General features: G+C 60.9%; 21 protein-coding genes. 9 read left to right on the forward strand and 12 right to left on the reverse strand.

Annotation, left to right across the window (positions count from 1 at the left end):
* Positions 1–4: 4 nt before the first annotated feature.
* A complete protein-coding gene (locus tag G5315_RS06750) occupies positions 5–1,327 on the reverse strand; it encodes an isochorismate synthase (protein WP_421332786.1) in 1,323 nt (440 codons plus the stop codon).
* 208 nt (positions 1,328–1,535) lie between these two features.
* Here G5315_RS06750 and G5315_RS06755 point away from each other — a divergent pair, with 208 nt between their 5' ends.
* The gene (locus G5315_RS06755) at positions 1,536–2,441 is read left to right on the forward strand and encodes a 1,4-dihydroxy-2-naphthoate polyprenyltransferase (RefSeq protein ID WP_005363134.1); all 906 of its coding nucleotides are present in this window, start codon (positions 1,536–1,538) and stop codon (positions 2,439–2,441) included.
* Positions 2,442–2,516: 75 nt separating this feature from the next.
* Here G5315_RS06755 and G5315_RS06760 read toward each other — a convergent pair whose 3' ends face one another.
* Positions 2,517–3,911, reverse strand: a complete 1,395-nt coding sequence (locus G5315_RS06760; protein WP_421332787.1) for a PepSY-associated TM helix domain-containing protein — start codon at positions 3,909–3,911, stop codon at positions 2,517–2,519.
* Between the two features lie 273 nt (positions 3,912–4,184).
* Here G5315_RS06760 and G5315_RS06765 point away from each other — a divergent pair, with 273 nt between their 5' ends.
* Positions 4,185–4,592, forward strand: coding sequence for a hypothetical protein (locus G5315_RS06765; protein ID WP_421332788.1), 408 nt, complete (start codon positions 4,185–4,187; stop codon positions 4,590–4,592).
* Between the two features lie 172 nt (positions 4,593–4,764).
* On the opposite strand, the gene G5315_RS06770 is transcribed toward G5315_RS06765, so the two are convergent.
* Both G5315_RS06770 and dbpA read right to left on the reverse strand, forming a co-directional pair.
* Positions 4,765–5,055 carry a YkgJ family cysteine cluster protein gene (locus tag G5315_RS06770; RefSeq protein WP_005363120.1) on the reverse strand — a complete coding sequence of 97 codons (291 nt, stop codon included), beginning with the start codon at positions 5,053–5,055 and terminating at the stop codon, positions 4,765–4,767.
* 89 nt (positions 5,056–5,144) lie between these two features.
* Entirely contained in the window at positions 5,145–6,524 is a 1,380-nt protein-coding gene (dbpA, locus tag G5315_RS06775) for an ATP-dependent RNA helicase DbpA (RefSeq protein WP_421332789.1), read from the reverse strand.
* Positions 6,525–7,066: 542 nt separating this feature from the next.
* Between dbpA and G5315_RS06780 the strand changes: the two genes are divergently transcribed.
* Positions 7,067–8,272: a NupC/NupG family nucleoside CNT transporter gene (locus G5315_RS06780; RefSeq protein ID WP_005363118.1), complete on the forward strand. Its 1,206-nt coding sequence runs from the start codon at positions 7,067–7,069 to the stop codon at positions 8,270–8,272.
* 64 nt (positions 8,273–8,336) lie between these two features.
* Here G5315_RS06780 and G5315_RS06785 read toward each other — a convergent pair whose 3' ends face one another.
* Both G5315_RS06785 and G5315_RS06790 read right to left on the reverse strand, forming a co-directional pair.
* Positions 8,337–8,837, reverse strand: coding sequence for a metal-dependent hydrolase (locus G5315_RS06785; protein WP_139430446.1), 501 nt, complete (start codon positions 8,835–8,837; stop codon positions 8,337–8,339).
* Positions 8,838–8,962: 125 nt separating this feature from the next.
* Positions 8,963–9,412 carry a YaiI/YqxD family protein gene (locus G5315_RS06790; RefSeq protein ID WP_005335916.1) on the reverse strand — a complete coding sequence of 150 codons (450 nt, stop codon included), beginning with the start codon at positions 9,410–9,412 and terminating at the stop codon, positions 8,963–8,965.
* Between the two features lie 139 nt (positions 9,413–9,551).
* On the opposite strand from G5315_RS06790, the gene zntB reads away from it, so the two are divergent.
* Entirely contained in the window at positions 9,552–10,517 is a 966-nt protein-coding gene (gene zntB, locus G5315_RS06795) for a zinc transporter ZntB (protein WP_421332831.1), read from the forward strand.
* 13 nt (positions 10,518–10,530) lie between these two features.
* On the forward strand, positions 10,531–11,043 hold the full coding sequence (locus G5315_RS06800) for a mechanosensitive ion channel domain-containing protein (RefSeq protein ID WP_005354921.1): 513 nt from the start codon (positions 10,531–10,533) through the stop codon (positions 11,041–11,043).
* Between the two features lie 142 nt (positions 11,044–11,185).
* Here the strand turns inward: G5315_RS06800 and G5315_RS06805 are convergent, their stop codons facing one another.
* Complete coding sequence (locus G5315_RS06805; RefSeq protein ID WP_216952830.1) at positions 11,186–11,599, reverse strand: hypothetical protein; 414 nt, start codon at positions 11,597–11,599, stop codon at positions 11,186–11,188.
* Positions 11,600–11,861: 262 nt separating this feature from the next.
* On the opposite strand from G5315_RS06805, the gene pulA reads away from it, so the two are divergent.
* A complete protein-coding gene (pulA, locus tag G5315_RS06810; RefSeq protein WP_421332790.1) occupies positions 11,862–15,926 on the forward strand; it encodes a pullulanase-type alpha-1,6-glucosidase in 4,065 nt (1,354 codons plus the stop codon).
* Between the two features lie 210 nt (positions 15,927–16,136).
* Here the strand turns inward: pulA and G5315_RS06815 are convergent, their stop codons facing one another.
* Positions 16,137–18,560, reverse strand: a complete 2,424-nt coding sequence (locus G5315_RS06815) for a zinc/cadmium/mercury/lead-transporting ATPase (protein ID WP_421332791.1) — start codon at positions 18,558–18,560, stop codon at positions 16,137–16,139.
* 184 nt (positions 18,561–18,744) lie between these two features.
* Here G5315_RS06815 and tpx point away from each other — a divergent pair, with 184 nt between their 5' ends.
* Positions 18,745–19,245, forward strand: coding sequence for a thiol peroxidase (gene tpx / locus G5315_RS06820; RefSeq protein ID WP_421332792.1), 501 nt, complete (start codon positions 18,745–18,747; stop codon positions 19,243–19,245).
* 58 nt (positions 19,246–19,303) lie between these two features.
* Here tpx and G5315_RS06825 read toward each other — a convergent pair whose 3' ends face one another.
* A complete protein-coding gene (locus G5315_RS06825; protein WP_100646827.1) occupies positions 19,304–20,131 on the reverse strand; it encodes a transporter substrate-binding domain-containing protein in 828 nt (275 codons plus the stop codon).
* 145 nt (positions 20,132–20,276) lie between these two features.
* On the opposite strand from G5315_RS06825, the gene G5315_RS06830 reads away from it, so the two are divergent.
* Positions 20,277–21,506 carry a DEAD/DEAH box helicase gene (locus tag G5315_RS06830; protein WP_421332793.1) on the forward strand — a complete coding sequence of 410 codons (1,230 nt, stop codon included), beginning with the start codon at positions 20,277–20,279 and terminating at the stop codon, positions 21,504–21,506.
* A gap of 3 nt (positions 21,507–21,509) precedes the next feature.
* Here G5315_RS06830 and G5315_RS06835 read toward each other — a convergent pair whose 3' ends face one another.
* Positions 21,510–22,340, reverse strand: coding sequence for a CPBP family intramembrane glutamic endopeptidase (locus G5315_RS06835; protein WP_421332794.1), 831 nt, complete (start codon positions 22,338–22,340; stop codon positions 21,510–21,512).
* A 201-nt stretch (positions 22,341–22,541) separates the two neighbouring features.
* On the opposite strand from G5315_RS06835, the gene G5315_RS06840 reads away from it, so the two are divergent.
* Complete coding sequence (locus G5315_RS06840; RefSeq protein WP_421332795.1) at positions 22,542–23,207, forward strand: substrate-binding periplasmic protein; 666 nt, start codon at positions 22,542–22,544, stop codon at positions 23,205–23,207.
* A gap of 71 nt (positions 23,208–23,278) precedes the next feature.
* Here G5315_RS06840 and G5315_RS06845 read toward each other — a convergent pair whose 3' ends face one another.
* Both G5315_RS06845 and G5315_RS06850 read right to left on the reverse strand, forming a co-directional pair.
* Positions 23,279–23,575, reverse strand: coding sequence for a hypothetical protein (locus tag G5315_RS06845; protein WP_005348860.1), 297 nt, complete (start codon positions 23,573–23,575; stop codon positions 23,279–23,281).
* A 53-nt stretch (positions 23,576–23,628) separates the two neighbouring features.
* The gene (locus G5315_RS06850; RefSeq protein WP_031227767.1) at positions 23,629–24,003 is read right to left on the reverse strand and encodes a YacL family protein; all 375 of its coding nucleotides are present in this window, start codon (positions 24,001–24,003) and stop codon (positions 23,629–23,631) included.
* Positions 24,004–24,170 lie beyond the last annotated feature (167 nt).

Consider the following 24,170-nt stretch of genomic DNA (forward strand, 5'->3'; position numbering starts at 1 on the left):
ATGACTATCCCAGCAGGGAGAGCACATTGGCGATCTTGTTGTCGAGTTCGGCCCACTCGGCGACAGGCTCGGAACCGGCGACAATGCCGGCACCGGCAAACAGGGTGACGCTGCCCGGCTGAATGCGTGCGCTGCGAATGGCGACCGAGAACTCGGACGTCTCCCGACTCAGCATGCCGCAGGCTCCGGCGTACCAGCCCCGATCGTAGGGTTCGAACTCGCGGATAAAGGCGAGCGCTGCCTCGCGCGGAGCGCCGCCCACCGCCGGCGTCGGGTGGAGGGCGTCGAGCAACTGCCAGTCGCAGACCCCGGGCTTGATCTCGGCTTCGATATCGCACTTGAGATGTTGCAGCAGCCGCAGTTTGAGAATGCGCGGCTCGGTCAGGGTGGCATCGTGGGTCAGTGGTGCCAGACGGCTCAGGATGTCGGCGTGTACCAGTCGGTTCTCCAGCCGGTTCTTGCTGTCGGCCAGCAGTTCGGCGGCCAGTTGGGCATCCACCTCTTCATCGCCGGAGCGGCGAATGGTGCCCGCCAGCGCCTCGGTAAAGAGGTGGCGATCTTCCCGGCGGTAGAGCCGCTCGGGAGAACAGGCGATAAAGGCCTGCTCGGGGGAGAATTGAAAACCGAAGTGGAAGCAGTCCTGGGCGTGGCGGGCCCACTGGTCGAGCATGGCCCAGGGATTGATATCCGCATCATGGTTCGGACTGGTCAGCACGCTCTCCCGCGACAGCACCACCTTGGGAGTGTGGGCCTGAAAATCGGGGGCTGTGACGCGCTCCACCAGCGTTTGCCACTGGGCGGGGCCGGGGCAATCCTGTCGCTGCCAGGGCTGCTTTTGCAGGGCGGGCAGCGGGGCTTCCGGGCGCAGGGCATCGAGGGCGGCTTCGGCCGCCTGCAGTTCGGCCTCGAGATTGTTTTCATCCAGCCATAGGTTGAGGCAGAGACTGACGCACTCGCCACGGCGCACCAGCTCGATGCGGGGCAGCACGAAACGGCAGGGGCCAAACCCTTGCCAGCCGGATTGGGCCGGATCGAACGCCAGCCCGCCATAGTAGCGAGGGCTGTCGTCATGATGCTGGTTGGCTGTGTTAGTGCACACCTGCTTGATGGCGTGCGGTTCGGTCAGTTCATGGATGGCGCCTAGCGCGACATACTCGGGACGAGCCTCTCCACGGGCCTGCCAGTAGATGCGGGGATAGAGGGTTTGCGCCGCGAGCCAGCCCAGAAAGGAGCGGATTTCGATCGCCACTCGCAACCGTACGAAGCCGCTGACGTTGCTGTGACGCAGGGCGTCCAGTTGTTGCTTGATATGGGTCTGAGCCAACATGGATTCTTGTCTGAGCCGGGTAGTAACGAGCGATCCGGTAGCTGGATGCCGTAGGTTTATGCCAAAGGGCGATGATTTCCTATATATTATCTGCCCATTCGTCCATGTAAATCGCCCGCGGGAGCTTCACTCTCCGGGGCCAAGTATACCCAAATCCGGTTCGATAACCCTTAACACGATCAATATCCGATTGTTTGGCCATCACAAAATGACAAATACCTTCTCTGTTTGGTTGCTGGCGGCGCGTTTGCGAACATTGCCGCTCGCCTGCTCTTCCATCCTGCTGGGCTCGGGGCTGGCTGCCAGTCGTGGTGCCTTCGATGGCACCATCATGGCGCTCTCTCTGCTGACCGCCATCCTGCTGCAGATCCTCTCCAATCTGGCCAACGATTACGGCGATGCGGTCTCCGGCGCCGACAACGGCGAGCGGATCGGCCCGCAGCGGGCGGTGGTCTCCGGTCTTATCACCAAAAAGCAGATGTGCGTGGCGATGGGGCTGACTGCGCTGGCGGCGGTGGCCAGTGGCCTGCTGCTGCTGGGCTGTGCCTTCGGCGGCCAGTGGCTGCAGATTTTGGCATTTGTGGTGCTGGGGGGGGCGGCCATTGTCGCGGCGGTGACCTACACCGTCGGCAAGACCCCTTACGGCTATCGCGGGTTTGGCGATATCTCGGTGTTCCTCTTCTTTGGTCTGCTGGGGGTGCTCGGCTCCTACTACCTCTTCACCAAGACGCTGGAGTGGGATCTGCTATTGCCTGCCACCGCCTGTGGCCTGCTGGCGACCGCCGTGCTCAATATCAACAATGTGCGCGACATCGAGACCGACGCCGCCAGCGGCAAGATCACTCTGGCGGTGCGCCTTGGCCGCAACCGCGCCATCGCTTATCACTGGGTACTGTTGGGGGCGGCGTTGCTCGCAACCATCGCCTTTATCCTGATCCAGCCCGCCAGCTTCTGGCCGTGGATCTTCCTGCCCGCCATGAAGCCTCTCAGCGATGCGGCCAAGACCCTTCGCGAAAGCTACGATGGCGAGGTGCTGACTGGTTCCCTCAAGAAGACCGCCATCAGCGCGTTTCTGTTCAGCCTGCTGCTCTCCATCGGGTTGGCGCTCTCCTGACAGCTGGTCGCAGCTCGCCAAGGCGAACAATACAAAGGGCTCCCGAGATGGGAGCCCTTTTTGGTTTTGGCCGGTTTAGCTGGCGCGCACCACCTTGAGGGGGCGGCGGGAGAAGAGCAGGGTATCCAGCAGCCAGATGGTGACCATGGAGGCGCCCACCAGCGGGAAGGCGATCCCCAGCAGGATCAGCAGGGCGATGGCTCCACGCATCGGCGGGAGTTTGGCAGGCAGTGGCGGCGCGGCGAGACGGCCCTGCGGACGGCGGCACCACCAGATCCACAGACCACTCACGGCGCTGGCCTGCACCATCAGGCAGATGATCAGCATGGCGAGCTGATGGGGCCAACCGTAGAGCTTGCCCATGTGCAGCATGACGCCGCTCTCCACCGTCTTGGCGACCGGGCCGTAATCCTGCCAGCGCACATCGGCCAGCACCTTGCCGCTGTATTGATCGATATGCAGGGTGGCGTCGTTGCGCGGATCGTCGGCAAACAGGGCGATGGTGTAGACGCCTGTGGCGCCGATCGGCGGGGTGATGCTGTAACCCGGTTGGACTCCCCGCTCATGGGCGATCTCGACCACCCGTTGCAGCGCAATGCGCTGGCTTGCCATCACCACTCCCTCATGCTCGCCGTGGTTCATGGCACCGTGATCGTGCCCCTCATCGACCGGCTGCGAGCTGGGCATAGGGGTGTTCTCCACCGCCCAGGGGACGGTCTGCTCGTGAGCCTGATTGAGGGGGCGGGCCAGTGGCGCCGATTTGGGCACCTCATTCCACATGGCGGCGGGGAAGCGGTTCCAGACCGCAGCAAACTGATCGCCCCAGAAGCCGGTCCAGGTCATGCCGCTCAGCAACAGCAGCAGCAGGAAACCGGCTCCCCAGAAGCCGACCACTGCGTGCAGATCCCGCCACCAAAGGCGTCCGCGCTGGTTCACTCTGGGCCAGAGGATGCCGCCCACCCCGGGCCCCTTGCGTGGCCACCAGAGGTAGAGGCCGCTCAGCAGCAGTACCAGCCCCCAGCCTGCCGCCAGTTCGATCAGCCTGTCCCCCGTGGTGCCGAGCAGCAGGTCGGCGTGCAGGGAGCGAGCCACCGCTTGCAGATTCCACTTGTTGTCCATGGTGCCGAGCAGGGCGCCGCTGGCGGGATCGAGGAACAGGGTCAGCTCGCGATCCCCCTGATTGACGATGAACTGGGCGCTCTGATCGGGTGCGACAGGCGGCAGGTATTTACGCAGGCTGGCATCGGGCATGGTCATCATCGCCTTGGTCAGCAGCTGGTCGGCACTCAGGGTCTGGCTGGCGGGGGCGACCTTCATCAGCTCGGGGTACATCAGGTTGTCGAGCTGGGGTTTGAACAGATAGACGATCCCGGTCAGTGACAGCAGGATCAGGAAAGGGGCGACAAAGAGACCGGCATAGAAGTGCCAGCGCCAGATCCGTTGGTAATGACTCGAGTCCCTGTTTTTCATTGCACATCCTTGTTGGGGTGCCAAACCTTTCGGCAGGTGGAATGTTTGTGGCGGCGCGGATAATAGCAGTAACGTTTCGTTAACTGCAATCACACATCATGAGTTCGGTTCGGTTCGGTGCGGGGTGTCGGTAACATGAGGTGCCGACGGTTTGCAGGATAGGATGATCACGCTTTGGGGAAAGCCTGTTTGCTGCTGGACTTTTCCTTATAAATTATTACCTTGTGGTAACAATTTGCAGGCGATGGTGGTGGTAACGGAATGGGAGCAGTCATGCAGCCACATGGGCAATTTGACATGGAGCGCAGGGGCCAGATGCTGATCTGCCGCCCGAGTGGCCCCTTCAATCTGGCTGGTGCCATGGCCTATGAGGCGCACTTTCGTCACGAACTGGCCGGATTGATGGATGGCCCCTGGGGGATTGTCGAGGTCGCGACCGAGTTTGAAGCGGCTGGGCCCGAGGTGCTGGCCCGTTTTCGTCGCCAGTTTGGCTGGTGTGCCGAGAGTGGCTGTCAGTTTCTGGCGGTGGTCTTCGTGGGGGGCTTCAAGCGCTATCTGGCGGATAACATCTTCAAGGGATTACCCTTTCGGGCGGTACGTTACTTCGAGCAGGAGGCAGCGGCCATCCAGTGGCTGGGGGAGCAGCTCAACACCGCTCCCTGTGAACCTGCGAACGCTTGACCACCTCGCTCACCGTTTGGACGGGTTTCACTCCAGCTTGATAAACCACTTGTCCCGCTCGTCAACGCAGTCGGGTTCACCCATTTCGAATTCGCGGCAGATCAGCGGTCGCACCTCGTACTCGTACATGGATGGGGCACATCATCGTGGTGAGTGCATTCGAGGATCCTGGTCAATCCAGCTTGATAAACCACTTGTCCCGTTCGTCAACGCAGTCGGGCTCACCCATTTCGAATTCGCGGCAGATCAGCGGCCGCACCTCGTAGATACGGCACATCATGGTGTTGCGGTCGAGGGCGGCGCACCAGCCATCGTCCAGCCGGCGCATGACCGGTATCTCGCCTTCCCGTTCCAGTACATAACGGTCCGGCACGCCGGTATCGGTAAAGAGCATCACTTCGAGGCGGCAGCAGCAGGCTTCGCAGTTCTGGCAGCTCACATCGGTTTGGATTGCTTGGGTCATGGTGCCTGTCTTGCCGCATGGCGGCATCGGAGATATGAAACAGGCGCCTGTCAGGCGCCTGTGGTCTGGCTAACGGCTTGCAAAGAACCTTAGCCCAGTTTGCGGGCGCGGTAGCTGCGACCCTTGATCTTGCCTTCCTGCAGCCGCTTGAGTGCAGCCTTGGCCACGCTCTGTTTGACCGCGACGTAGGAGTATTGCTCGGAGATCTGGATCTTGCCCACGTCGGCGCCGGCAATGCCGCCTTCACCGGTCAGGGCACCCAGAATGTCACCGGCCCGCACCTTGGTCTTGCGGCCTGCATCGATGGAGAGGGTTACCATCTGCGGTGCGATTGGCTTGATGTCGCGGCCGATGCTGTCGAGATCACCCAGCGGCATCGGAGCCTGCTGGTACTCTTCGATAAAGTTGACGCGCTGGGCCTCGTTCGGCTGATAGAGACTCAGGGCCAGACCCTGCTGGCCAGCACGACCGGTACGACCGATGCGGTGCACGTGCACTTCCGGATCATAGGTCAGCTCGTAGTTGATGACGGCGCCCAGCTCCTTGATGTCGAGGCCGCGGGCCGCCACATCGGTGGCCACCAGAATGGTGGCGCTGCCGTTGGCAAAGCGCACCAGCACCTGATCCCGCTCGCGCTGCTCCAGATCGCCGTTCAGCGCCAGCGCCGAGAAGCCCTTGGCGGCCAGATGGTCGGCCACGTCGTTACAGGCGCGCTTGGTGTTGCAGAACACCACGCAGGAGCTGGGCTGGTAGTGACTCAGCAGCCAGGTGAGGGCGTCGAGGCGCTGACCGGCAGGCACTTCGTAAAGCTTCTGTTCGATGGCGCTCCCCTCGTGCAGGGACTCCACGCTCACCTCGACCGGATTGCGCTGCACGCCGCGGCTCATCTGGGCGATCCCTTCCGGATAGGTGGCGGAGAAGAGCAGGGTCTGACGCTGCTGGGGGGCATAGCTGATGACCCGGTTGATATCTTCGCCAAAGCCCATGTCCAGCATGCGATCCGCTTCATCCAGCACCAGCGTCTTGAGGCCGGAGAGCTCAAGCGTGCCTTGCTCCAGATGCTTGAGAATGCGACCCGGGGTGCCGACGGCGATGTGGGCACCAAAGCTCAGGGTGGCGGACTGCGGTGCGGTCGGGGTGCCGCCGCACAGGGTGACCAGCTTGACGTTGGGCAGGGCGCGCGCCAGACGACGGATCTCCTGAGCCACCTGATCCGCCAGTTCGCGGGTCGGGCAGAGCACCAGCGCCTGCACTTCGAGGCGGTTGACGTTGAGCTTGGCCAGCAGGCCGAGGCCGAAGGCGGCGGTCTTGCCGCTGCCGGTTTTTGCCTTGGCGATCAGGTCTTTGCCATCGAGCACCAGGGGCAGGCTCTGGGCCTGGATCGGGGTCATCTGCAGGTAACCCAGGCTGGTGAGGTTCTCTTGCAGGGCGGGGGAGAGATTGAGGCTGCTAAATTCGCTGTTGTTCACAAAAGGACTCTATTTCGGAGAAAACGGGGATGCGCGAGCGCTAAGGCCGCGCATCATACCAGAATGTGGCACCGGATGTGGCGGATTTTTGAACGGCTGGCCATGAGGGGCCATGAAAGGTTCATTTGTTGCCAAACCGATCGCGGACGAGCACCGACAATGCGATAAGGACTATTTTTCAAACACTCATCTAATTATTTATCGTGGATAAACGTTTTCTATTTTCGGTATTTTAATATAATGATTGGGAAATATTCCACGAACAGTTACTGCGCCACAGGGAATGTTGCTAAAATGCTGATTAAATATTTTCAAAGAACATGAAAACGGCGCCGCCATTACTCAACATGATGTTTTAAAAGGATTTATGTTATCTGTGTTGCGCGATTAATATCAGTTCATTGCACAATTAATTTAAAAACGTTTGTATTATCCTGCCTCCATAATATTGCGCGGGATTGTGATGGCTATCTGATTTTTAAATGTGCAAATGTCTATGATGGCGCCGGTCAAAAATTACAATTTACTCAGGTGCTACAGGTATGGAATACGTTCACTTTGTGCTCGGACTGGTGATGGTCCTTGCTCTCTCTCTGCTGGCGAACCGCCACAACTGGAAACAGATCAAACTGCGTTATATCGGCCAACTGCTGGTGGTCGAACTGGCGCTGGCCTGGTTCATGCTGAACTCCGAAGTGGGTCTGGCGGTGGTGGGGGGCTTCGCGGCCGGCTTCACCAAGTTGATGGAGTTTGCCAAACAGGGTACCGACTTCGTGTTCGGTGGTCTGGTCAACGAAGGGGCCTTCTCCTTTTTCCTGATGGTGCTGATGCCCATCGTCTTCATCTCCGTGCTGATCGGTATTCTGCAGTACATCCGTCTGCTGCCGCTGGTGATCCGCGGTATCGGTACCGTGCTGGCCAAGATCAACGGCATGGGCAAGCTGGAGTCTTTCAACGCCATCAGCTCGATGATCGTCGGCCAGTCCGAGAACTTCATCGCCCTCAAGAACATCCTGCCGCACCTGAACGAGAAGCAGATGTACACCCTGGCTGCGACGGCGATGTCTACCGTCTCCATGTCCATCGTCGGTGCCTATATGCAGCTGATCGAGCCGCGCTACGTGGTCGCCGCGCTGGTGCTCAACATGTTCAGTACCTTTGTGGTGCTCTCTCTGATCAACCCCTACGAGCCGGATAACTCCGTGACCGACATCAAGGCCATTGCCGAAGGTGACGAGCACCACACCCCGAAGAAAGAGAACTTCTTCGAGATGCTGGGCGAGTACATCATGGCCGGTTTCACCGTTGCCGTGATCGTGGGTGCCATGCTGGTGGGCTTCATCGCCCTGATTGCCCTGATCAACTACCTGTTCGAGATGGCATTTGGCGTGAACTTCCAGTTCGTCATGGGCTACCTCTTCTACCCGATCGCCTGGATCCTGGGTATCCCGAGTGGTGAAGCGCTGCAAGCCGGCTCCATCATGGCGACCAAGCTGGTGACCAACGAGTTCGTGGCGATGATGGATCTGGGCAAGGTGGCTGCCGAGCTCTCTCCGCGCACCGTCGGCATCCTCTCCATCTTCATGGTCTCTTTCGCCAACTTCAGCTCTATCGGCATCATCGCCGGTGCGGTAAAAGCGCTGAACGAAGAGAAGGGAAACATGGTTTCCCGCTTCGGTCTGAAGCTGGTCTACGGTTCTACCCTGGTCAGCCTGCTCTCTGCTGTTATCGCAGGCATCATGATCTGATCCTCTAGTGGTTCGCACCACTGCTTGGGCCCCTGACCTCGTCAGGGGCTTTTTTGTTTCTGGCTTACAGCTGCCAGCCGCACCACCAGCCGGCAACCAGCAGGGTGAGGGTGCAAAAGCCGGTTTCGATGGCGCCGCCACTGCGCAGCGGCCAGCCCGGCAGCCGGAAGCGGCGTTTGATGGGCCAGAAGAGCGGAATGCCCGCCGGGGTGAGCCAATCCCCCAGCAGATGGCTGAGGTAGCCGACGATGAGTGCATCCTTGACCCCCATGGGCAGGGTGTCCGGCGGCAGGCTCTGGTTCAGTCCCCAGATAGCGGCGGCGACTGCCAGCAGACTGTGGGTGAAGCCGCGATGGCCGAACAGCCGCGACAGAGGTTTCGAGATCCACGGCAGGCGCTGCCCCAGCACAGATTTGGGGTGGTCGAGGTCGGGCAACAGGGCGCTGGCCAGCGCGGCAGGGATGGTCTGCCACAGGCTGGCATCGGCCAGTGCCGGAGTGAGCTGCAGTTTATGGGCGATCAGGGTGCAGGTAACGGAGAAGAGCAGGTGCCCTTGGGCGGTCATGATGATTACGGCGTGGACAAGATGGCGGCGCATCTTACCAGCCTGACGGTTGTGGTCAGCTCTTATTTTAAAAATCAGGATGTTACGGCGAAAAAGCGCCCAGGCAGGGCGCCTTTAGGATCTCTTTACAGCTTGCCTTTGACCAGCCACTTGTCGAGGGCATTGGCAAAACGCTGCTTGTCGGCAGCATTGAAGGGGGCCGGGCCGCCGGTTTGTACTCCGGCCGAGCGCAGCTCTTCCATAAAGTTGCGCATGCCGAGCCGCGCCTTGATGGTCTCGCGGGTGTAGATCTCGCCGCGGGGATTGAGCGCTTCGCCACCGGCATCGATCACCCAGGAGGCGAGGGGGATGTCGCCGGTGATCACCAGATCGCCGGGCTGAACCTGCTGGGCGATGACATGATCTGCCACATCGAATCCCTTCTCCACCTGCTGGGTTTTGATGAAGGGCGAGGGGGGTACCCGCAATCCCTGATTGGCCACCAGGGTGGTGACGACCTGGGCGCGGTGGGCGGCGCGGTAGAGGATCTCCTTGACCGGAATGGGGCAGGCATCGGCATCAACCCAGATGGGCATGGCATGGTTTCCTGTAGTAAAAGCGGATGGAAAACGAGAGCTGGCATGTTAACACAGGCCTCCCTTCCCGGCGCGGGGCTGAGTCGGCCCAACCTTTGGTGTAAGCTGGGGCCAGCACATGAAACGAGAAGGAGACGAGATGGATCGGGTGCCCGGTGAAGTGATTTATGCCCTGACCCTGGATGGCAAGGGTGGCATGGCGCCGCTGACGGCGGGAAGTGAAGTCCCGGCGGCGCATCCCGGCTGGCTGCATCTGGACTACGGCAATCCCGATTCGGCGCGCTGGCTGTTGCAGACCCCCTTGCTCAGCGAGGCTGCCAGGGAGTCGCTGCTCGGCCAGAGCAATCGTCCCAAGCTGGTGCGGATGGGGGAGACGGTGCTGCTGATCCTGCGCGGCATCAACCACAACAAGGATCACAGGCCCGAAGAGATGGTGGCGCTGCGCATCTTCATCACCCCGGATCTCATCATCAGCAGCCGTCGTCGTCCGCTGCTCTCCGAACAGGATGTCTTCAACCAGCTCAAGCTGGGGGGCGGCGCCGATACGCCGGCCGACTGGCTGGTGGAGATCTGCGATGCCCTGACCGATCGGGCGGGGGAGTTTGTCGAGGAGCTGCACGACAAGATCCTCGATCTTGAGGAGATGGTGCTGATGCGCGACATGCCCGCCAATGGCCGGCTGGCGCTGATCCGCAAGCAGCTCATCATGATCCGCCGCTACCTCTCGCCGCAGCGGGATCTGGTGGCGCGGCTGGCCAACGAGAAGATCAGCTGGCTGGATGAGGATGACCGCCGTCGTCTGCTCGATATCGCCGATCGGCTGCGGCGCTGGCTCGATGACCTCGATGCCGGGGTGGCGCGCACCGCTGTGCTGGCAGACGAGATCAACAATCTGATGGCGGAGGCAACCAATCGCCGCGCCTACCAGATGTCGGTGATGGCGCTGCTCTTTTTGCCTGCCAGCTTCCTGACCGGTCTGTTTGGCATCAACCTCGGCGGTATCCCCGGTGCCGAGAATCCGACCGCATTCTGGGTCTTCTGTGGTTCGCTGGTGGCGCTGGCAAGCGCGCTGGCTATCTGGCTCAAACATCGGCGCTGGTGGTAAGGAGGCGTAACCCATGTGGCAATCAATTGGCCTGACCCTGCTGCTGTTGCTGGGTCATACCCTGATCCGGCGGCTGATTCACAAGAGCCTGCTGGCGCTCGGTCAGAGCAGGCAGGTGAGCGAGAACCGGGTGCTCTACGTGGCCCATGTGTTCCACTTCCTGCTCGGCTGCGCCACCTTGCTGGTACTGGCCGGGGTGTGGGGGCTCGACTTCTCCCGACTGGTGGTGCTCGCGTCCTCCTTCTTTGCGGTATTGGGGGTCGCCATGGTGGCCCAGTGGTCGATCCTCTCCAACATCACCGCCAGCATCACCATCTTCTTTGCCTTCCCCTACAAGATTGGCGACCGGATCCGCATCCTTGACAAGGATGATTCGGTCACCGGCGTCATCACCGAGATTGGCCTCTTCTATGTGCGGGTGCGTGATGACAACGGCGATCTGGTCACCTATCCGGCCAACCTGATCCTGCAAAAGCCGGTCAGAAAGCTGGAGGGCAAGGTGGCGGAACCGCTGCAACCGGAGTAGCAGGACATTTGCTGCCGGGGGGCTGGGCGTAGCGAGGAGTGATGCTCTGGTGTAAATCCACCACGCCTTCATTCGACACAGGCTATTGTGGATGCGTGCTGCGGCCACAATAGCCAGAACGACTCAACAGTTGGCTCCGCAGCTAGATCTCCTGTTGTGAGAGATCGGCCTGCGGCTTGTGTTGCCAGATTGCGCCGAGCAGCAACTTGAGCAGCAGTCCGGGCGGGTTGTCCAGCAGTTTGCCGGACTCCAGCAGCAACTGGCCATCGGCGCGAAATCCGAGGCTGGCATCTATGGTGCCATCCTCCGAGACCACCTGGATCAGGCCATTGAGGGCGGAGCGCTCACCGGGCTGACAGCGCAGCCGCAGTTCGCGGGGTTCCCCCAGCAGGGTAAAGGCGCGGCTCAGCGGGGGTGAGTCTTCATAATCGGGCCAGTTGAAGAAGTGATACTGTTCGGCCAGGGCGCCTGCCTGCTGGCAGAACTGGTCGAACAGCTGCCCGATCGCCTGATACTCCTGATCGAGTCGTCTTGCCTGCTCTTCAATCCGTTTCATTGCTTACTCCTTGTCTATCCACTTGATCAGACATTGCTTTTCTGACCCCGTGACTGCCGTTTTCCAGATATGAGGCCAAATGGCCGCGAGGTCTGTGAGCCGGATCGAAGTTTCAGTCTGAAAACGTTATCTTGTTGAAACTGGATGGTTTTTTTGCCCTCTCGCTCACATTTGAATCGATTACCGCTGATTAATATGGCACCGCCTGGCAATGACCGGGTGCTCGACTATCGAGACTAACTACAGCGGGAATTATAAAAATATGGATATGAAAAAGACCAAAGTGGCGCTGGTAACAGCCTCACTGCTCGCGCTTTTGTCTGGCTGTAATGACAACAGCTCTGATGCCTCCGGTGTGAACCCCGTCCCCCCTACACCGCCTACACCTGAAGTCACCGATGGGCCTGTCGCTCGTCTGCCCAAGATGGATCCCCCGAAAGAGTTGCTGGTTGCCGGCGACAATCAGGTGGTCATTGCACTGGTGGATACCCAGTCGGCAGCCAAAGGCGCCAAGGCACCGTTTGACAGCTACAGCCTGCACCTTTGGAACAACGACGCCTGCAAGGCAACGGCAGATAGCGGCCTGAATACCGGGTGGGATGACAAGAGCAAGACACCGGCCACCGCCGACAGCTTTGGTCCGGCCTGGGTCGTTCCGCTCAACAAGGTGGAAGGGTGCATCAACTTTATCGCCCGCAACGGCGATCTGGCCAACCTGACCGGCAGCGATATGAAGGTGATCTTCAGTGAGCACCCGGATCGCACCGTGGCCATTGTCGCGGGCAAGAAAGATCTGTTTGGCAGCCGTGCCGAAGCCTTTACCGCCGCCTTTGGCGTGGCGGGGGCCAGCGCTCATTTGATCGATGGCAATACCCTGATTTGGCAAGGGGGCAAGGACAAGCCCCACGTTCGCCTCTATTACACCGACTCGGGCACCATCAAGGCCAATGCCGATGGGGTGTTCGATTTCCCCTATATCAGCCTGACCGCGACCAGCCTGACTGCCGAGCAGCAGGCCAAATATCCGCACCTCAAGGATGCGGCCGCCTTTGCCCTGCCTGCCGGGAAAGATCTCAAGCCCCTGCTCAAGGGTGAGCTGGTGGCTATCGGCACCGATGCCGACGGTATCCTGCAAGGAGCCACCCTGGTGCAGAGCGCCGGCGCCCTCGATGCGCTCTATGCTCCCGAGGCGACCAAGCTGAGCTATGGCGCCGTGGTAGAGGGCAATCGGGTGACCTTCCGTCTCTGGGCGCCGACCGCCAAGTCGGTCAAGCTGGCCCTCTACAACGCCAGCCACCAGAAGAGTGGCGAGGTAGCGATGACCTTTGACAGCGCCAGCGGCAGCTGGAGTTATGAAGGGGGCAGCGAGCTGATCGGCCAGTTCTATCGCTACGATATGGAGGTCTACCATCCGCTGAGCCGCAAGGTTGAGCACTACGAGGTGACCGATCCCTACTCCCTGAGCCTCGCGATGAACTCCGAGTTCAGTCAGGTAGTGGATCTCGAGGACCCGGCCCTGAAACCGGAAGGGTGGGACAGCCTCAAGGCGCCCCACAGCCAGCAGAACCCCGCCGACATCACTATTTATGAGGCCCATGTTCGTGACCTGACCGGCAACGATGCCTCCACCGATGAAGAGAAGCGCGGCAAGTTTGTCGGTCTGACCCAGCCCGACTCTGTACCGGTCAACCATCTGAAAGCGCTGGCAAAGAGCGGCGTCAGCCACTTGCACCTGCTGCCGGTGTTCGATATCGCCACCGTCAACGAGGATCCGGCCAAGGTGGCCAATCTCGGCGATGACTTCAGCAAGCTCTGTCAGGTCAATCCGGATGTGAAAACATCCAAATTTGGTGGCTATTGCGGTGGCGGCCAGACCGTGGGAGATGTGCTGGCCGACCTGCAAGGGGGCGACAGCAAGGATAATCCGCAGGTGCAGGAGCTATCCGGTTACCTGCGCGGCGTCGACTCCTTCAACTGGGGTTATGATCCCTACCACTACACCACGCCGGAAGGCTCCTACGCCACCAACGCCGAGGGCACCAAACGTATTCTGGAGTTCCGCGAGATGGTCAAGGCCATCAAGCAGAACATCGGCATGAACGTGGTGATGGATGTGGTCTACAACCATACCAACGAATCCGGGCTCGGCCCCAAGTCGGTGCTCGACAAGATAGTGCCCTGGTACTATCAGCGCCTCAATCCGGAGACCGGCTCGGTGGAGAACTCCACCTGTTGCTCCAACACGGCGCCGGAGCACGCCATGTTCGCCAAGCTGATGGATGACTCTCTGGTCACCTGGGCGCGCGACTACAAGATCGACGCCTTCCGCTTCGACCTGATGGGCCACCATCCGAAAGATCAGATGGTGCAGGCGCTGGCCGCGGTGAAGAAGGTCAATCCCGAGATGTACTTCTACGGCGAGGGGTGGAACTTCGGCGAAGTGCAGGATGACAAGCGCTTCGTGCAGGCGACCCAGAAGCATCTGGGCGGTACCGGTATCGGCTCCTTCTCGGACCGCTTGCGCGATGCGGTGCGCGGCGGCAGTCCGTTCGACGGCGGCGATACCATTCGCAAGACCCAGGGCTTTGGCAACGGTGCTTTCGTCGATCCTAACGAAATGAGCAAGGTGGATCTGGCTACTGCCTTGCACCAGTCCGATCTGGTGCGGCTCGGCATGGCGGGTAACCTCAAGGAGTTCGTGCTGACCGACAAGGATGGCATGCCGAAGAAGGGGGCCGAGATCGACTACAACGGTCAGAGCGCTGGTTATGCCCAGGATCCGGTGGAAGTGCAGAACTATGTCGACAAGCACGACAACCAGACCCTGTTCGACAACCTGATCTACAAGGCGCCTGCCGGAGCCGATCTGGTGCGGATGCAGGGGGTCTCGCTGGCGACAGCCATGCTGGGTCAGGGCATTCCCTTCACCCACGCCGGTGTCGAGCTGCTGCGTTCCAAATCCATGGAGCGGGACAGTTATGACTCGGGCGACTGGTACAACAAGGTCGACTACACCCTGGGCGACAACAACTTCGACAAGGGGTTGCCGCGCAAGGACAAGGATGGCGACAACTATCCGCTGATTGAGCAGGTGCTCGGCAAGCATGCCAAGCCGGGCTCGGCCGAGATGGCGCAGATGGTGAGCTTCTATCAGGAGCTGGCGGAGCTGCGCAACTCCTCCCGCCTGCTGCGTCTGGGCAGTGGCGCCGAGGTGATCAAGCGGGTCGACTTCCGCAATACCGGCCCGGATCAGGTGCCCGGCCTTATCGTCATGACGGTGGATGATGGCGTCAGTGCCGGGGGTGATCTGGATCCGGCCATCGACGGTCTGGTGGTGATGATCAACGCCAGCAACCAGAGCCAGAGCATCGGCGACTTCCGTGATGGCAACGATCAGCCGATCGATCTGAGCGGTATGGTGCTTAGCAGCAAGCATCGCGCAGTCGACAGCATCGCCAGCGGCGCCGCCTATGACAACGGCCAGCTGACGCTGGGGGCCTGGTCTGCCGCCGTGTTCGTCAAGCCGCAGTCTGGTGCACAGGGCGCGGGCCTGCCGGTCAGCAAGAAGACCGACCTGAGCACCCTGCCACCGTTTGGCAACACCGATGTTTATCTGAAGGGGTTCCTCAATGAGTGGGGCAACACCAACCAGATGACCTTCAGCGGCAACTTTATGTACGAGTTCACTACCGAGGTGAGCACCGACAAGCTGGGTACCACCAACGTCAAGATCGCTGACGCCAGTTGGGGGCCGGTCAACTACGGCAGCTGCAACGCTGGTGACAAGCTGGTGGTCGGCACTCCGCTGACCCTTTGCAAGGGGGGGGAAACCGGCAATATCGGTGTCGATCTGGCCAAGGCAGGCAGCTACAAGTTTGTCTTTACCGCCATGAACAAGGACAAACCGACCCTGAGCGTCAGCTTCACCGAGCCGGTGCAGAGCTGCAAGGTGTTGGATACGGTGGCGGGCAATCCGCTCGGCTACAACCTGTTCGTCAAGGGTGAGCTTTCAGGCTGGAATGCCCAACCTCAGTACCAGCTGAGCTACAAGGGGATGGACGGCGATCTCGCCATCTATCAGGCGGCGTTCAACTACGCTGGCAGCACCGAGTTCAAGGTCGCCAACGAGGACTGGAGCAAGGAGTACCTGCTCAACGGTGGCGGCGCGGTGAACGCTGAAACCGGCTATTCGTTCGCCTTCTCCAAGGGGGGCAGTGCCAATAACAGCATCACCCTGCCGCAGGGGCTGTGGAGTGTGCTGGTGAAGGTTGACCCGGCTGGCGTCAAGGCGGGCACAGCCGTCATTCAGGAGTGCAGCGTCAAGTAAGCAAGCCATTGAGTCCGGGGGATGGCTCGGCGCCCCCGGGTTGAATTCCACCTTGCCAAGGGTGGGATAACTCCGAGAGAGTAAGCAAAGCGCGACTGCCGACCGGCAGGCGCGCTTTTTCTTTTACGGGGTGCCGTGAGAGAAATGAGAGGAAAAAGAAAAGCCGTCCCGGTTGGGGGACGGCTTTTGGCTGGGATGCTATCGGCTGGCTTAACGCTTGCGCAGCAGCCGCAAGGCGTTGGCGGTCACCAGCGCTGTGGCGCCGGTATCGGCCAGCACCGCAATCCACAGACCGGTGATGCCGAGCAGGCTGGTGACCAGGAAGATGGCTTTAAGCCCCAGCGCCAGCGCAATATTCTGGTGAATATTGGTCAGTGCCGCCCGCGACAGCCGGATCATCGCGGCAATACCGCCGAGCTGGTTGTGGGTCAGCGCCGCATCGGCGGTCTCCAGCGCCACATCGGTGCCGCCCCCCATGGCGATGCCGATACTGGCCCGCTTCATGGCGGGGGCATCGTTGATGCCATCGCCGATCATGGCAACCTTCCGGGTGCAGGCCAGCTTGGCGATCTCTTCTACCTTGTTCTCCGGCAGCAGACCGGCACGCCAGCCCATGCCCAGCTCGGTGGCGATCGCCTCGGCGGCGTTGGGGTTATCCCCGGTTAACATGATGCTGTTGAGCCCGAGTCGGTTGAGCTCTTGCAGCGCGGCCGCTGCCTCCGGCCGGATCTGATCCCGCAGCGCCAGCAGGGCAATCGGCAGCGCTTGGTCGCCACTGCTCTGGCAGAGCACCACGACGGTCTTGCCCTGCCGCTCCAGCGAACCAATCCGTGTCTGCTGTTCCACATTCAGGGTCGCCACCCGGTTCGGTGCCAGCAGTTGCCACAGTTCACCGTTGATGCGTCCCTCAACCCCCATGCCCGGCAGGGCATGCAAGTCTCGGGCCTCCGCCAGCGTCAGCCCCTGTTCGGTCGCGTTGGCGACCACGGCGCGGGCCAGCGGGTGGTGGGAGCCCTGCTCGATGGCAGCCGCCAGTGCCAGCAACTCGGTCTCCGGTTGGCCATTGAGGCTCACCAGCTCGGTCAGTTGCGGCTTGCCCAGGGTCAGGGTGCCGGTCTTGTCAAAGGCGACGGTGTCGATATGGGCCAATCGCTCCAGTGCAGCCCCGCCCTTGATTAGCGCCCCCTGACGGGTGGCGGCGGCCAGCGCCGAGGTAACAGCTGCCGGGGTGGAGATGACCAGCGCGCAGGGGCAGCCGATCAGCAGCAGCGCCAGTCCGCGATAGATCCACTCGTCCCAGCTCTGGCTGAAGGCAAGGGGCGGCACCAGCACCACCAGCAGGGCAACCAGCATCATGGCCGGGGTATACCAGCGGCTGAAGCGGTCGATAAAGCGCTCGATGGGGGCGCGCTGGCTTTCGGCCTCTTCGATTAGGTGCAGAATGCGGTCGATGGCGTTGTTGCCAGGCTCGGAGACGACTTCAAGGCGCAGCACTCGATCTGCAGCCAGACTGCCGGCCGGCACCTTGTCACCCTGACGGCGTTCCACCGGAATAGACTCACCGGTCAGGGCGCTTTCGTCAAACGCACCGAGTTCATCGAGCAGGCGGGCGTCGGCAGGTAGACGGGCACCTGGGGCGATTTCGATGATATCGCCGGGACGCAGCTCATCGGCAGCTACCTCTTCCCGCATCTCGCCCTCGGCAGTGGTACGGATGCGCAGCGCCTTGTCGGGTACCAGCGCCATCAAGGCGGTCACTCCGGCCCGGGCGCGTCCGGCGGCGTAGGCCTCCAGATGTTCACCCAGCATAAAGAGCAGCAGCACCATGGCCGCTTCGGCGGTTTCGCCGAGAAACAGGGCGCCCAGGGCGGCGACCGTCATCAGGGTCTCGATGGCGAAGGGGGAGCCGCTTTTGGTCAGCGCCCACGCCTTGCGGGAGATGGGCCACAGCCCCCAGAGGGTCGCCAGGGTAAAGAGTGGCTGACCGAGCTCTTTCGGCAGCAGGGCGGCGACCAGCATCAGACTGGCCAGTGACAGGGGCTGCCAATATTTGCCCAGGGTGTTTAGCAGCGGGCTTTGGCGTGTTGCTCCCTTTGTGATTGTGTGGGCTCTGGTGGCTTGAGCACCCTTGAGCTGGAAACCAGCAGCCAGCACAGCGGCGGTGACGGGATCCGGGGAGAGGCCTGGGGCCAGATCCACTACCAGCTTCTCGGTGGCAAACAGCACGCGTGCCTGCTGCACGCCGCTCACCCGGCAGACGGCTGTCTCGATCTTGCGGGCGCAGCTGGGGCAATCCATCCCCAATACCTGCCAGCTGTGGCGGCTGTTGCCTTGCACCGGCGCAACCAGCGGGTCGGCAGGGGGCATATCATGCTCATGCTCGTGAGCTGGTGATAAGGAGGCGCTGCAGCACGCTTGATCGTGACAGCCTCCTCGGGGAGGCTCTTCATCCCCGGGGGATTCATTACCGTCACGGGATGCGTGCTCATGAGGCGTCTGGGTTGAACAGCAACTGACGGGCGTGGTGTTGTCGCAGCAGTGGCTATCGTGGTGATGTTCACTCTGGCCGGAGGCCGCCTTACTGACGGCCTTGATGGGGGCGGCGTGCTGATGATTGCAGCAGGATTTGCTCATGATGAGTCCCTCTTGATGGATCCCGCCCCTGCGAGATCCCTGATTACCAAGAAGGAGTCTAAACCTTGGTGTTAAGTCCAAGGTCAACCCCTTTATATCCCTTGTCTTCGCGGGTGTTTGTCTGGTCCCGCCGCCCCTATACTGATCACTCGGATTTTTACTACACCAATAAAGGACATAACACATGAGCAACTCAGTCACTCTGCAAGGCAGCCCGGTTTCCGTCGCTGGTCACTTCCCGGTCGCCGGTGAGCAAGCCAAGCCCTTCTCCCTGGTGGCCAAGGATCTTTCCGACGTGACCCTGGCAAGCTTTGCCGGTCAGCGCAAAATCCTGAACATCTTCCCGAGCGTCGATACCCCGACCTGCGCGACCTCTGTGCGCAAGTTCAACGAGCAGGCCAGCGCGCTGGATAACACTGTCGTGCTGTGCATCTCCGCCGATCTGCCGTTCGCCCAGTCCCGCTTCTGCGGCGCCGAAGGTCTGGACAAGGTAGTGACCCTCTCCACCCTGCGCGGTGCGGCCTTTATGGAAGATTACGGCGTTGCCTTCTCTTCCGGCCCGCTGGTAGGTCTGACCGCTCGCGCCATCGTGGTACTGGATGGTGACAACAAGGTGCTGCACAGTGAGCTGGTCGCAGAAGTGGCCGACGAGCCGAACTACGCCGCTGCTCTGGCCGTGCTGTAAGGCTGCAAGCCATAAAAAATCCCGCTTCGGCGGGATTTTTTATGCGGGAATTGTCTGTTCAGGGTGTTGCGGGCGGGGTGGTCGCCGGTTCAGCCTTGGCGGGTGGGGAGGGTTGCCACTCCACATAGGGGCGGTGGATCTTCTCGTAGATCTCGGCCAGTTTGCCGGTGGCGGCGAGTTGCTCAATGGAACGACTTAAAAATTCGTCTATTTCATCCCCGCTCCCCCCTTTCTGGATGATGAAGACATCCTCGAAATCACCAAAGAATTCACGGCGAATATTGGTCAGCTTCAGATTTTTCAGCATCAGGTCCGCCTCTTCTTGTGCCCAGACAAAGGCGTCTATGCGACCCCGAGACAGTTTGCGCAGTGACTGCTCGATACTCATCGAGCGCTGTACCGAGAAGGGCATATAGTCGGGAACGGCTTCAATCAGCAGATCCCGTTTGGTGGGCACTATGCCATAGGCCATATCTGTGGTGACCGGATGGGCAGTATTGCTGTAAATCACATGGGCCACCTTGCCAAAGCTGCGGGTACTGAAACGGTAGGGGAGCATATCGACCTCCCTGAGATTGCGGATGGCGGGCAGACCGAGATCTGCCTTGCCAGCGATCACTCCGGCCATGGCCCGGGCGATGGGATAGATGGTGATCCTGATGGTCACATCGGGATGAAGATCGTCGATGGCGCGCACTAAATCAACGAAAGGTCCTGTCTTGTCGGCATTGATCAGTCCCGGCAGCTCACCGAGATGCGCGTTAAGAGTACGCACCGGTTTGGCCTGTTCGGCCGCACTGTCGCTCGCCGTGCTGCCGGACAGGCCGAGCGAGATGCTGCCAAGCAGCGCACTGGTCAGCAGCAGGATGGGGATGTGTCTGGTCATGACAGTTTTCTCTGTGATGGGTCAGCTCAAGTGTAGTCAGCCCGTTGCAATCCCCCCCTTGGCCTGGCCATCATTGATAGGGTTTTACTTCTCGGCCCCCGCTCACTAGACTTCGCCTCCCACTTCTCTTTGTTAACGTAGCGCCATGACCTTTCGCGAACTTGCCCTCCATCCCGCTCTGCTGGCCTCTTTGCCCGCCACCTTGCAGACGCCGACCCGCATCCAGCAGCTGGCGATTCCGGCGGCGTTGGCGGGGCAGGATCTGCTGGCACTGGCCCAGACCGGCAGCGGCAAGACGCTGGCGTTTGGTTTGCCGCTGCTGCAACGGCTGGATCCTGCCTCCAGCCAGGTGCAGGGTCTGGTGCTGGTGCCAACCCGCGAGCTGGCGATTCAGGTATCTGCCGCGCTTAAAGAGGGGGCCGAGGCGCTGGGATTGTGCATCGTGACGTTGTGTGGGGGCGTTGCGCAGGAGCGGCAACAGGCCGAACTGGCGCAGGGGCCACAGCTGCTGGTGGCTACACCCGGGCGGTTGCGGGATCTGCTGATCCAACAGTTGCTGGGGCTGGATGGTCTGCAGCTGCTGGTGCTGGATGAGGCGGATCGCCTGCTGGAGATGGGCTTTGCTCCCGACATCAAGGCGCTGCTCGGCTTTATTCCGGCGGATCGCCAGACCCTGTTCTTCTCCGCCACCTTGCCTGCCGAGCTGGAGGCGCTGGCCAACGGCCTGCTGCGTGAGCCAACCCGTATCGAGGCCACACCCCTCAACAGCGTGGTGAACGAGATCGAAGAGCGACTCTATCTGGTCAACAAGAGCAGCAAGGTGCCGGCGCTCATCAGCCTGCTCAAGGAGCAGGCGTGGCCGCAGGTGCTGGTCTTTATCAGTGCGCGGGATGATGCCGACGGGGTCGCCAGAAAGCTGGCCAAGGCGGGCATTGCGGTGGCTGCTCTCCATGGCGAGAAGGAGCAGGCGGTGCGCGAGCAGGCGCTCAATGATTTCAAGGAGGGTCGGGTGCGGGTGCTGGTGGCCACCGACCTGATGGCGCGCGGCATCCATGTGGAGGCGCTGCCGCTGGTGATCAATCTGGACTTGCCCGCCAGTGCCCCTGTCTACGTTCACCGCATCGGGCGTACCGCCAGGGCTGGCCGCGAGGGGTTGGCCATCTCGCTGGTTTGTCATGGCGAGAGTGACATGCTGCAAGCCATCCGCACCCTGACCGGCCGCGAGCTGCCGCTGGGAGATCTGGCGGGATTCCCGGTCACCGACCAGCCTGCCAGCGGGGAGGGCAAACGCCCCCCTCGTGACAAGCAGGCCAATCGCCGTACTCAGGCCAAACGCAGCGTCAAGCAGTTCAAGGGCAAGACGCCGCGCAGTTGACCGTCAGGCTCTGGCCAGCGGGTAGGTGAAGAGCACCAGATGGGCGAAGTTGAAGGCGAAGTGGATCAGGATGGCCACGGAGAGTCGCCCGCTGAGCTGGAATACCAAGCCGTAGCAGCAGCCTGCCAGGGTCGCAAACAGCGCCAGCAGTGGGCCACCGGGCAGGTGGATGGCTCCGAACAGTAGCGCGGCCACGATGATGCCAATCCAGGGGCGGTAACGCTCGGTCAGCCCCTGCTGAATAGCGCCTCGAAACAGCGCCTCTTCCGCCACGCAGGTGAACAGCAGGTTGTTGAGTGCAAACAGCCACCACCAGTGGGGCAGACCCACTTCCGGTTTCAGTGCCCCCAACTGCCAGGCGATGACCAGCAGGGCACCCAGCGGCAGCAGTAACAGAGCCAGCGGACGCCAGCGGATAGCGCCTCCCTTACCAAGCAGCGTCGGACAGGCCAGCAGCAGCCCAAAGAAGAGCAGTGGCTTGTCGAGGTTCAGATACATGTTGAATGGCACACTGGCGGGGCCTGCCAGTACCTGATCCAGCACCTTGAGATTGCTGAAACCGGGGATCAGGTGCAGGGTCAGTGCCACCGCCCATGCCAGCAGGGCTGACCATGCGAGGGGGCGGCTATGGCCGGAGAAGGTGGGCAGACGCCAGGCCAGCAGCAGGGCTGCCAGCGTCACCAGCAGTGCGGTCGTGGTGATGCGATCCAGCCAGAGCGCCAGCAGCAGAGCCACAGCAAGCAGCAGGAAACCTGGCAGGCGTTGGCGTGCCATACAGAGCAGGGTGGCCAGTGCCAGTGCTGCCCAGATCAGTATGTCAGGTAGGGGTGACATCGGAACTCCTCTGTAATAAAAGCGCTGCACCTTAGCAGGGGCGTTGGCGCAAAGGCAACCAGACCGGGTTATTTGGGTCAGCCTCCTATACTGAACTGGAGAGTAAAGAGAGGGATGGCGATGAAGCACTATGGCTGGTTGTTCTGTTGTTGGTGTGGATGGTTGTCATGCGCCCCCCTGTCGCTGGTAACCGGAGATTTTTTGCCCTATTCCGGGGCCGGGCTGCCTGATGGTGGGCAGAGCACCCGGCTGGTGACGACCCTGCTGCGCGAGGCTGGCTATGACGAGCTGAAGGTGGATTACCTGCCATGGAACCGGGGCTACGAGCTGGTTCGCAACGGCCTGGCATCCGCCACCTTCCCTTATGCCTGGACGCGTGAGCGAGCCAAGCTGTTCTATTACAGCGCCCCCATTCATATCGATCACCTCTCCTGGTTCACCTATCGTGGCAGTGATGCGGTACTCGATGGCAAGTGGCAGGGGTTGAGAGTCTGTATTCCTGCCAGCTGGAGCACCAGTCACGCAGATGAGGTGATTGCCCGTTTTTCATTGCGGCTCACTCGCCCCAAGAGTTTGGTGCAATGTCTGCAACTGCTTGAGCGGAAACGGGTTGATCTGATGCCGATGAATGATGCGGTGACGGCGGACGCCAGCATGCAGGTGTTCGGCGACCCGAACTATCTGCAACCGCTCCCCTATTTTCGCCAGCGGGATACCTTCTATTTGCTGGTGTCGCGCAAGATGCAAAATGGACGCGAACTGATAGAACGCTTCAACGAAGCCTTGGCTGCGGCACGTGCCAGTGGCCATTACGACCAACTGGTTCCCTGGGGACAGCCACGTCTGCTGCGCTGTGAGCACCCCTGAGTCAGAGCAGATTGGCACCAATTAAAAAGCCGGAGCAGTGGCTCCGGCTTTCTTTATGCCTTCTGGGGCGATTAGCGGCCTGATTCTGCGATCACGCGGGCGATGATATCGGCGCGCTTGCCGGCTTCCAGTTCGCCCAGGGCGATCAGGCCAGCCTTGAAGATGACGTTCTTCGGCAGGCTGACGTCGTCCAGCGTGGCGATCGCTTCAACGTGCATGCCGTTCAGACGGCTGGCATCGCGCGGGCTCAGGTTGACCTGAGTGTTCATCACCTGCTTGCCTTTCTTCTTGGCAGGTGCAGCCGCTTTCTTGGTGGATTCCTGTTCTTCGTCTTCCGGCAGTTCGTCATCAAAATCGTAAATAGACATAGTCAATCCTGTTGAGTTAGGCAAAAGGGCACATTTGCCCGACATTGGGTCAATCAGCCCATATCCTCGTTACGGATAAAGGCGCGCCAGGAGCCGAGCACCTGGGCAAAATCTTCCAGCCCGCACATGGCCAGCTGTTCATCATCGTAGTAGGCGAGATCGTCAAGATCCTCACCCAGCTCGATATTGAGGGCGTTGGCTTTCACCTCCGCCTCTTCATGGGTCAGCAGCAGGGAGTAGTCACCGCCGTTGAGCCGGTATTCGACTCGGGTGCGGTTGGAGAGCTGATCAATGATGGAGAAGAGCTCGTCGAGCTTCTCCTCATCCTTGCCAACCTCGTCGATCAGCCACTGACCGATGGCTTCATGGCCCATGGAGAACCGGGCGCGATAGCCACCAAACGGGTCGCGGCGAAATTCATAATCCATAGCACAGTCCAGATCGGAGGGATGGGCCAGCACGGGCAGGCGGGTGCAAGCACGCAATTCCTGCTCCATGGCGGGGCACACATCGGGTAAAGTGGCCTATTCTAGCGATCCCCCTCTCGCTTGTCTTGATGATGTGGCATCTTTGCGCCCATGTGTTCTGAATCGGC

Origin of the sequence: Aeromonas sp. 603607 (assembly GCF_049171595.1) — a bacterium.
In the GTDB taxonomy this organism is placed as follows: Bacteria; Pseudomonadota; Gammaproteobacteria; order Enterobacterales; family Aeromonadaceae; genus Aeromonas; species Aeromonas veronii.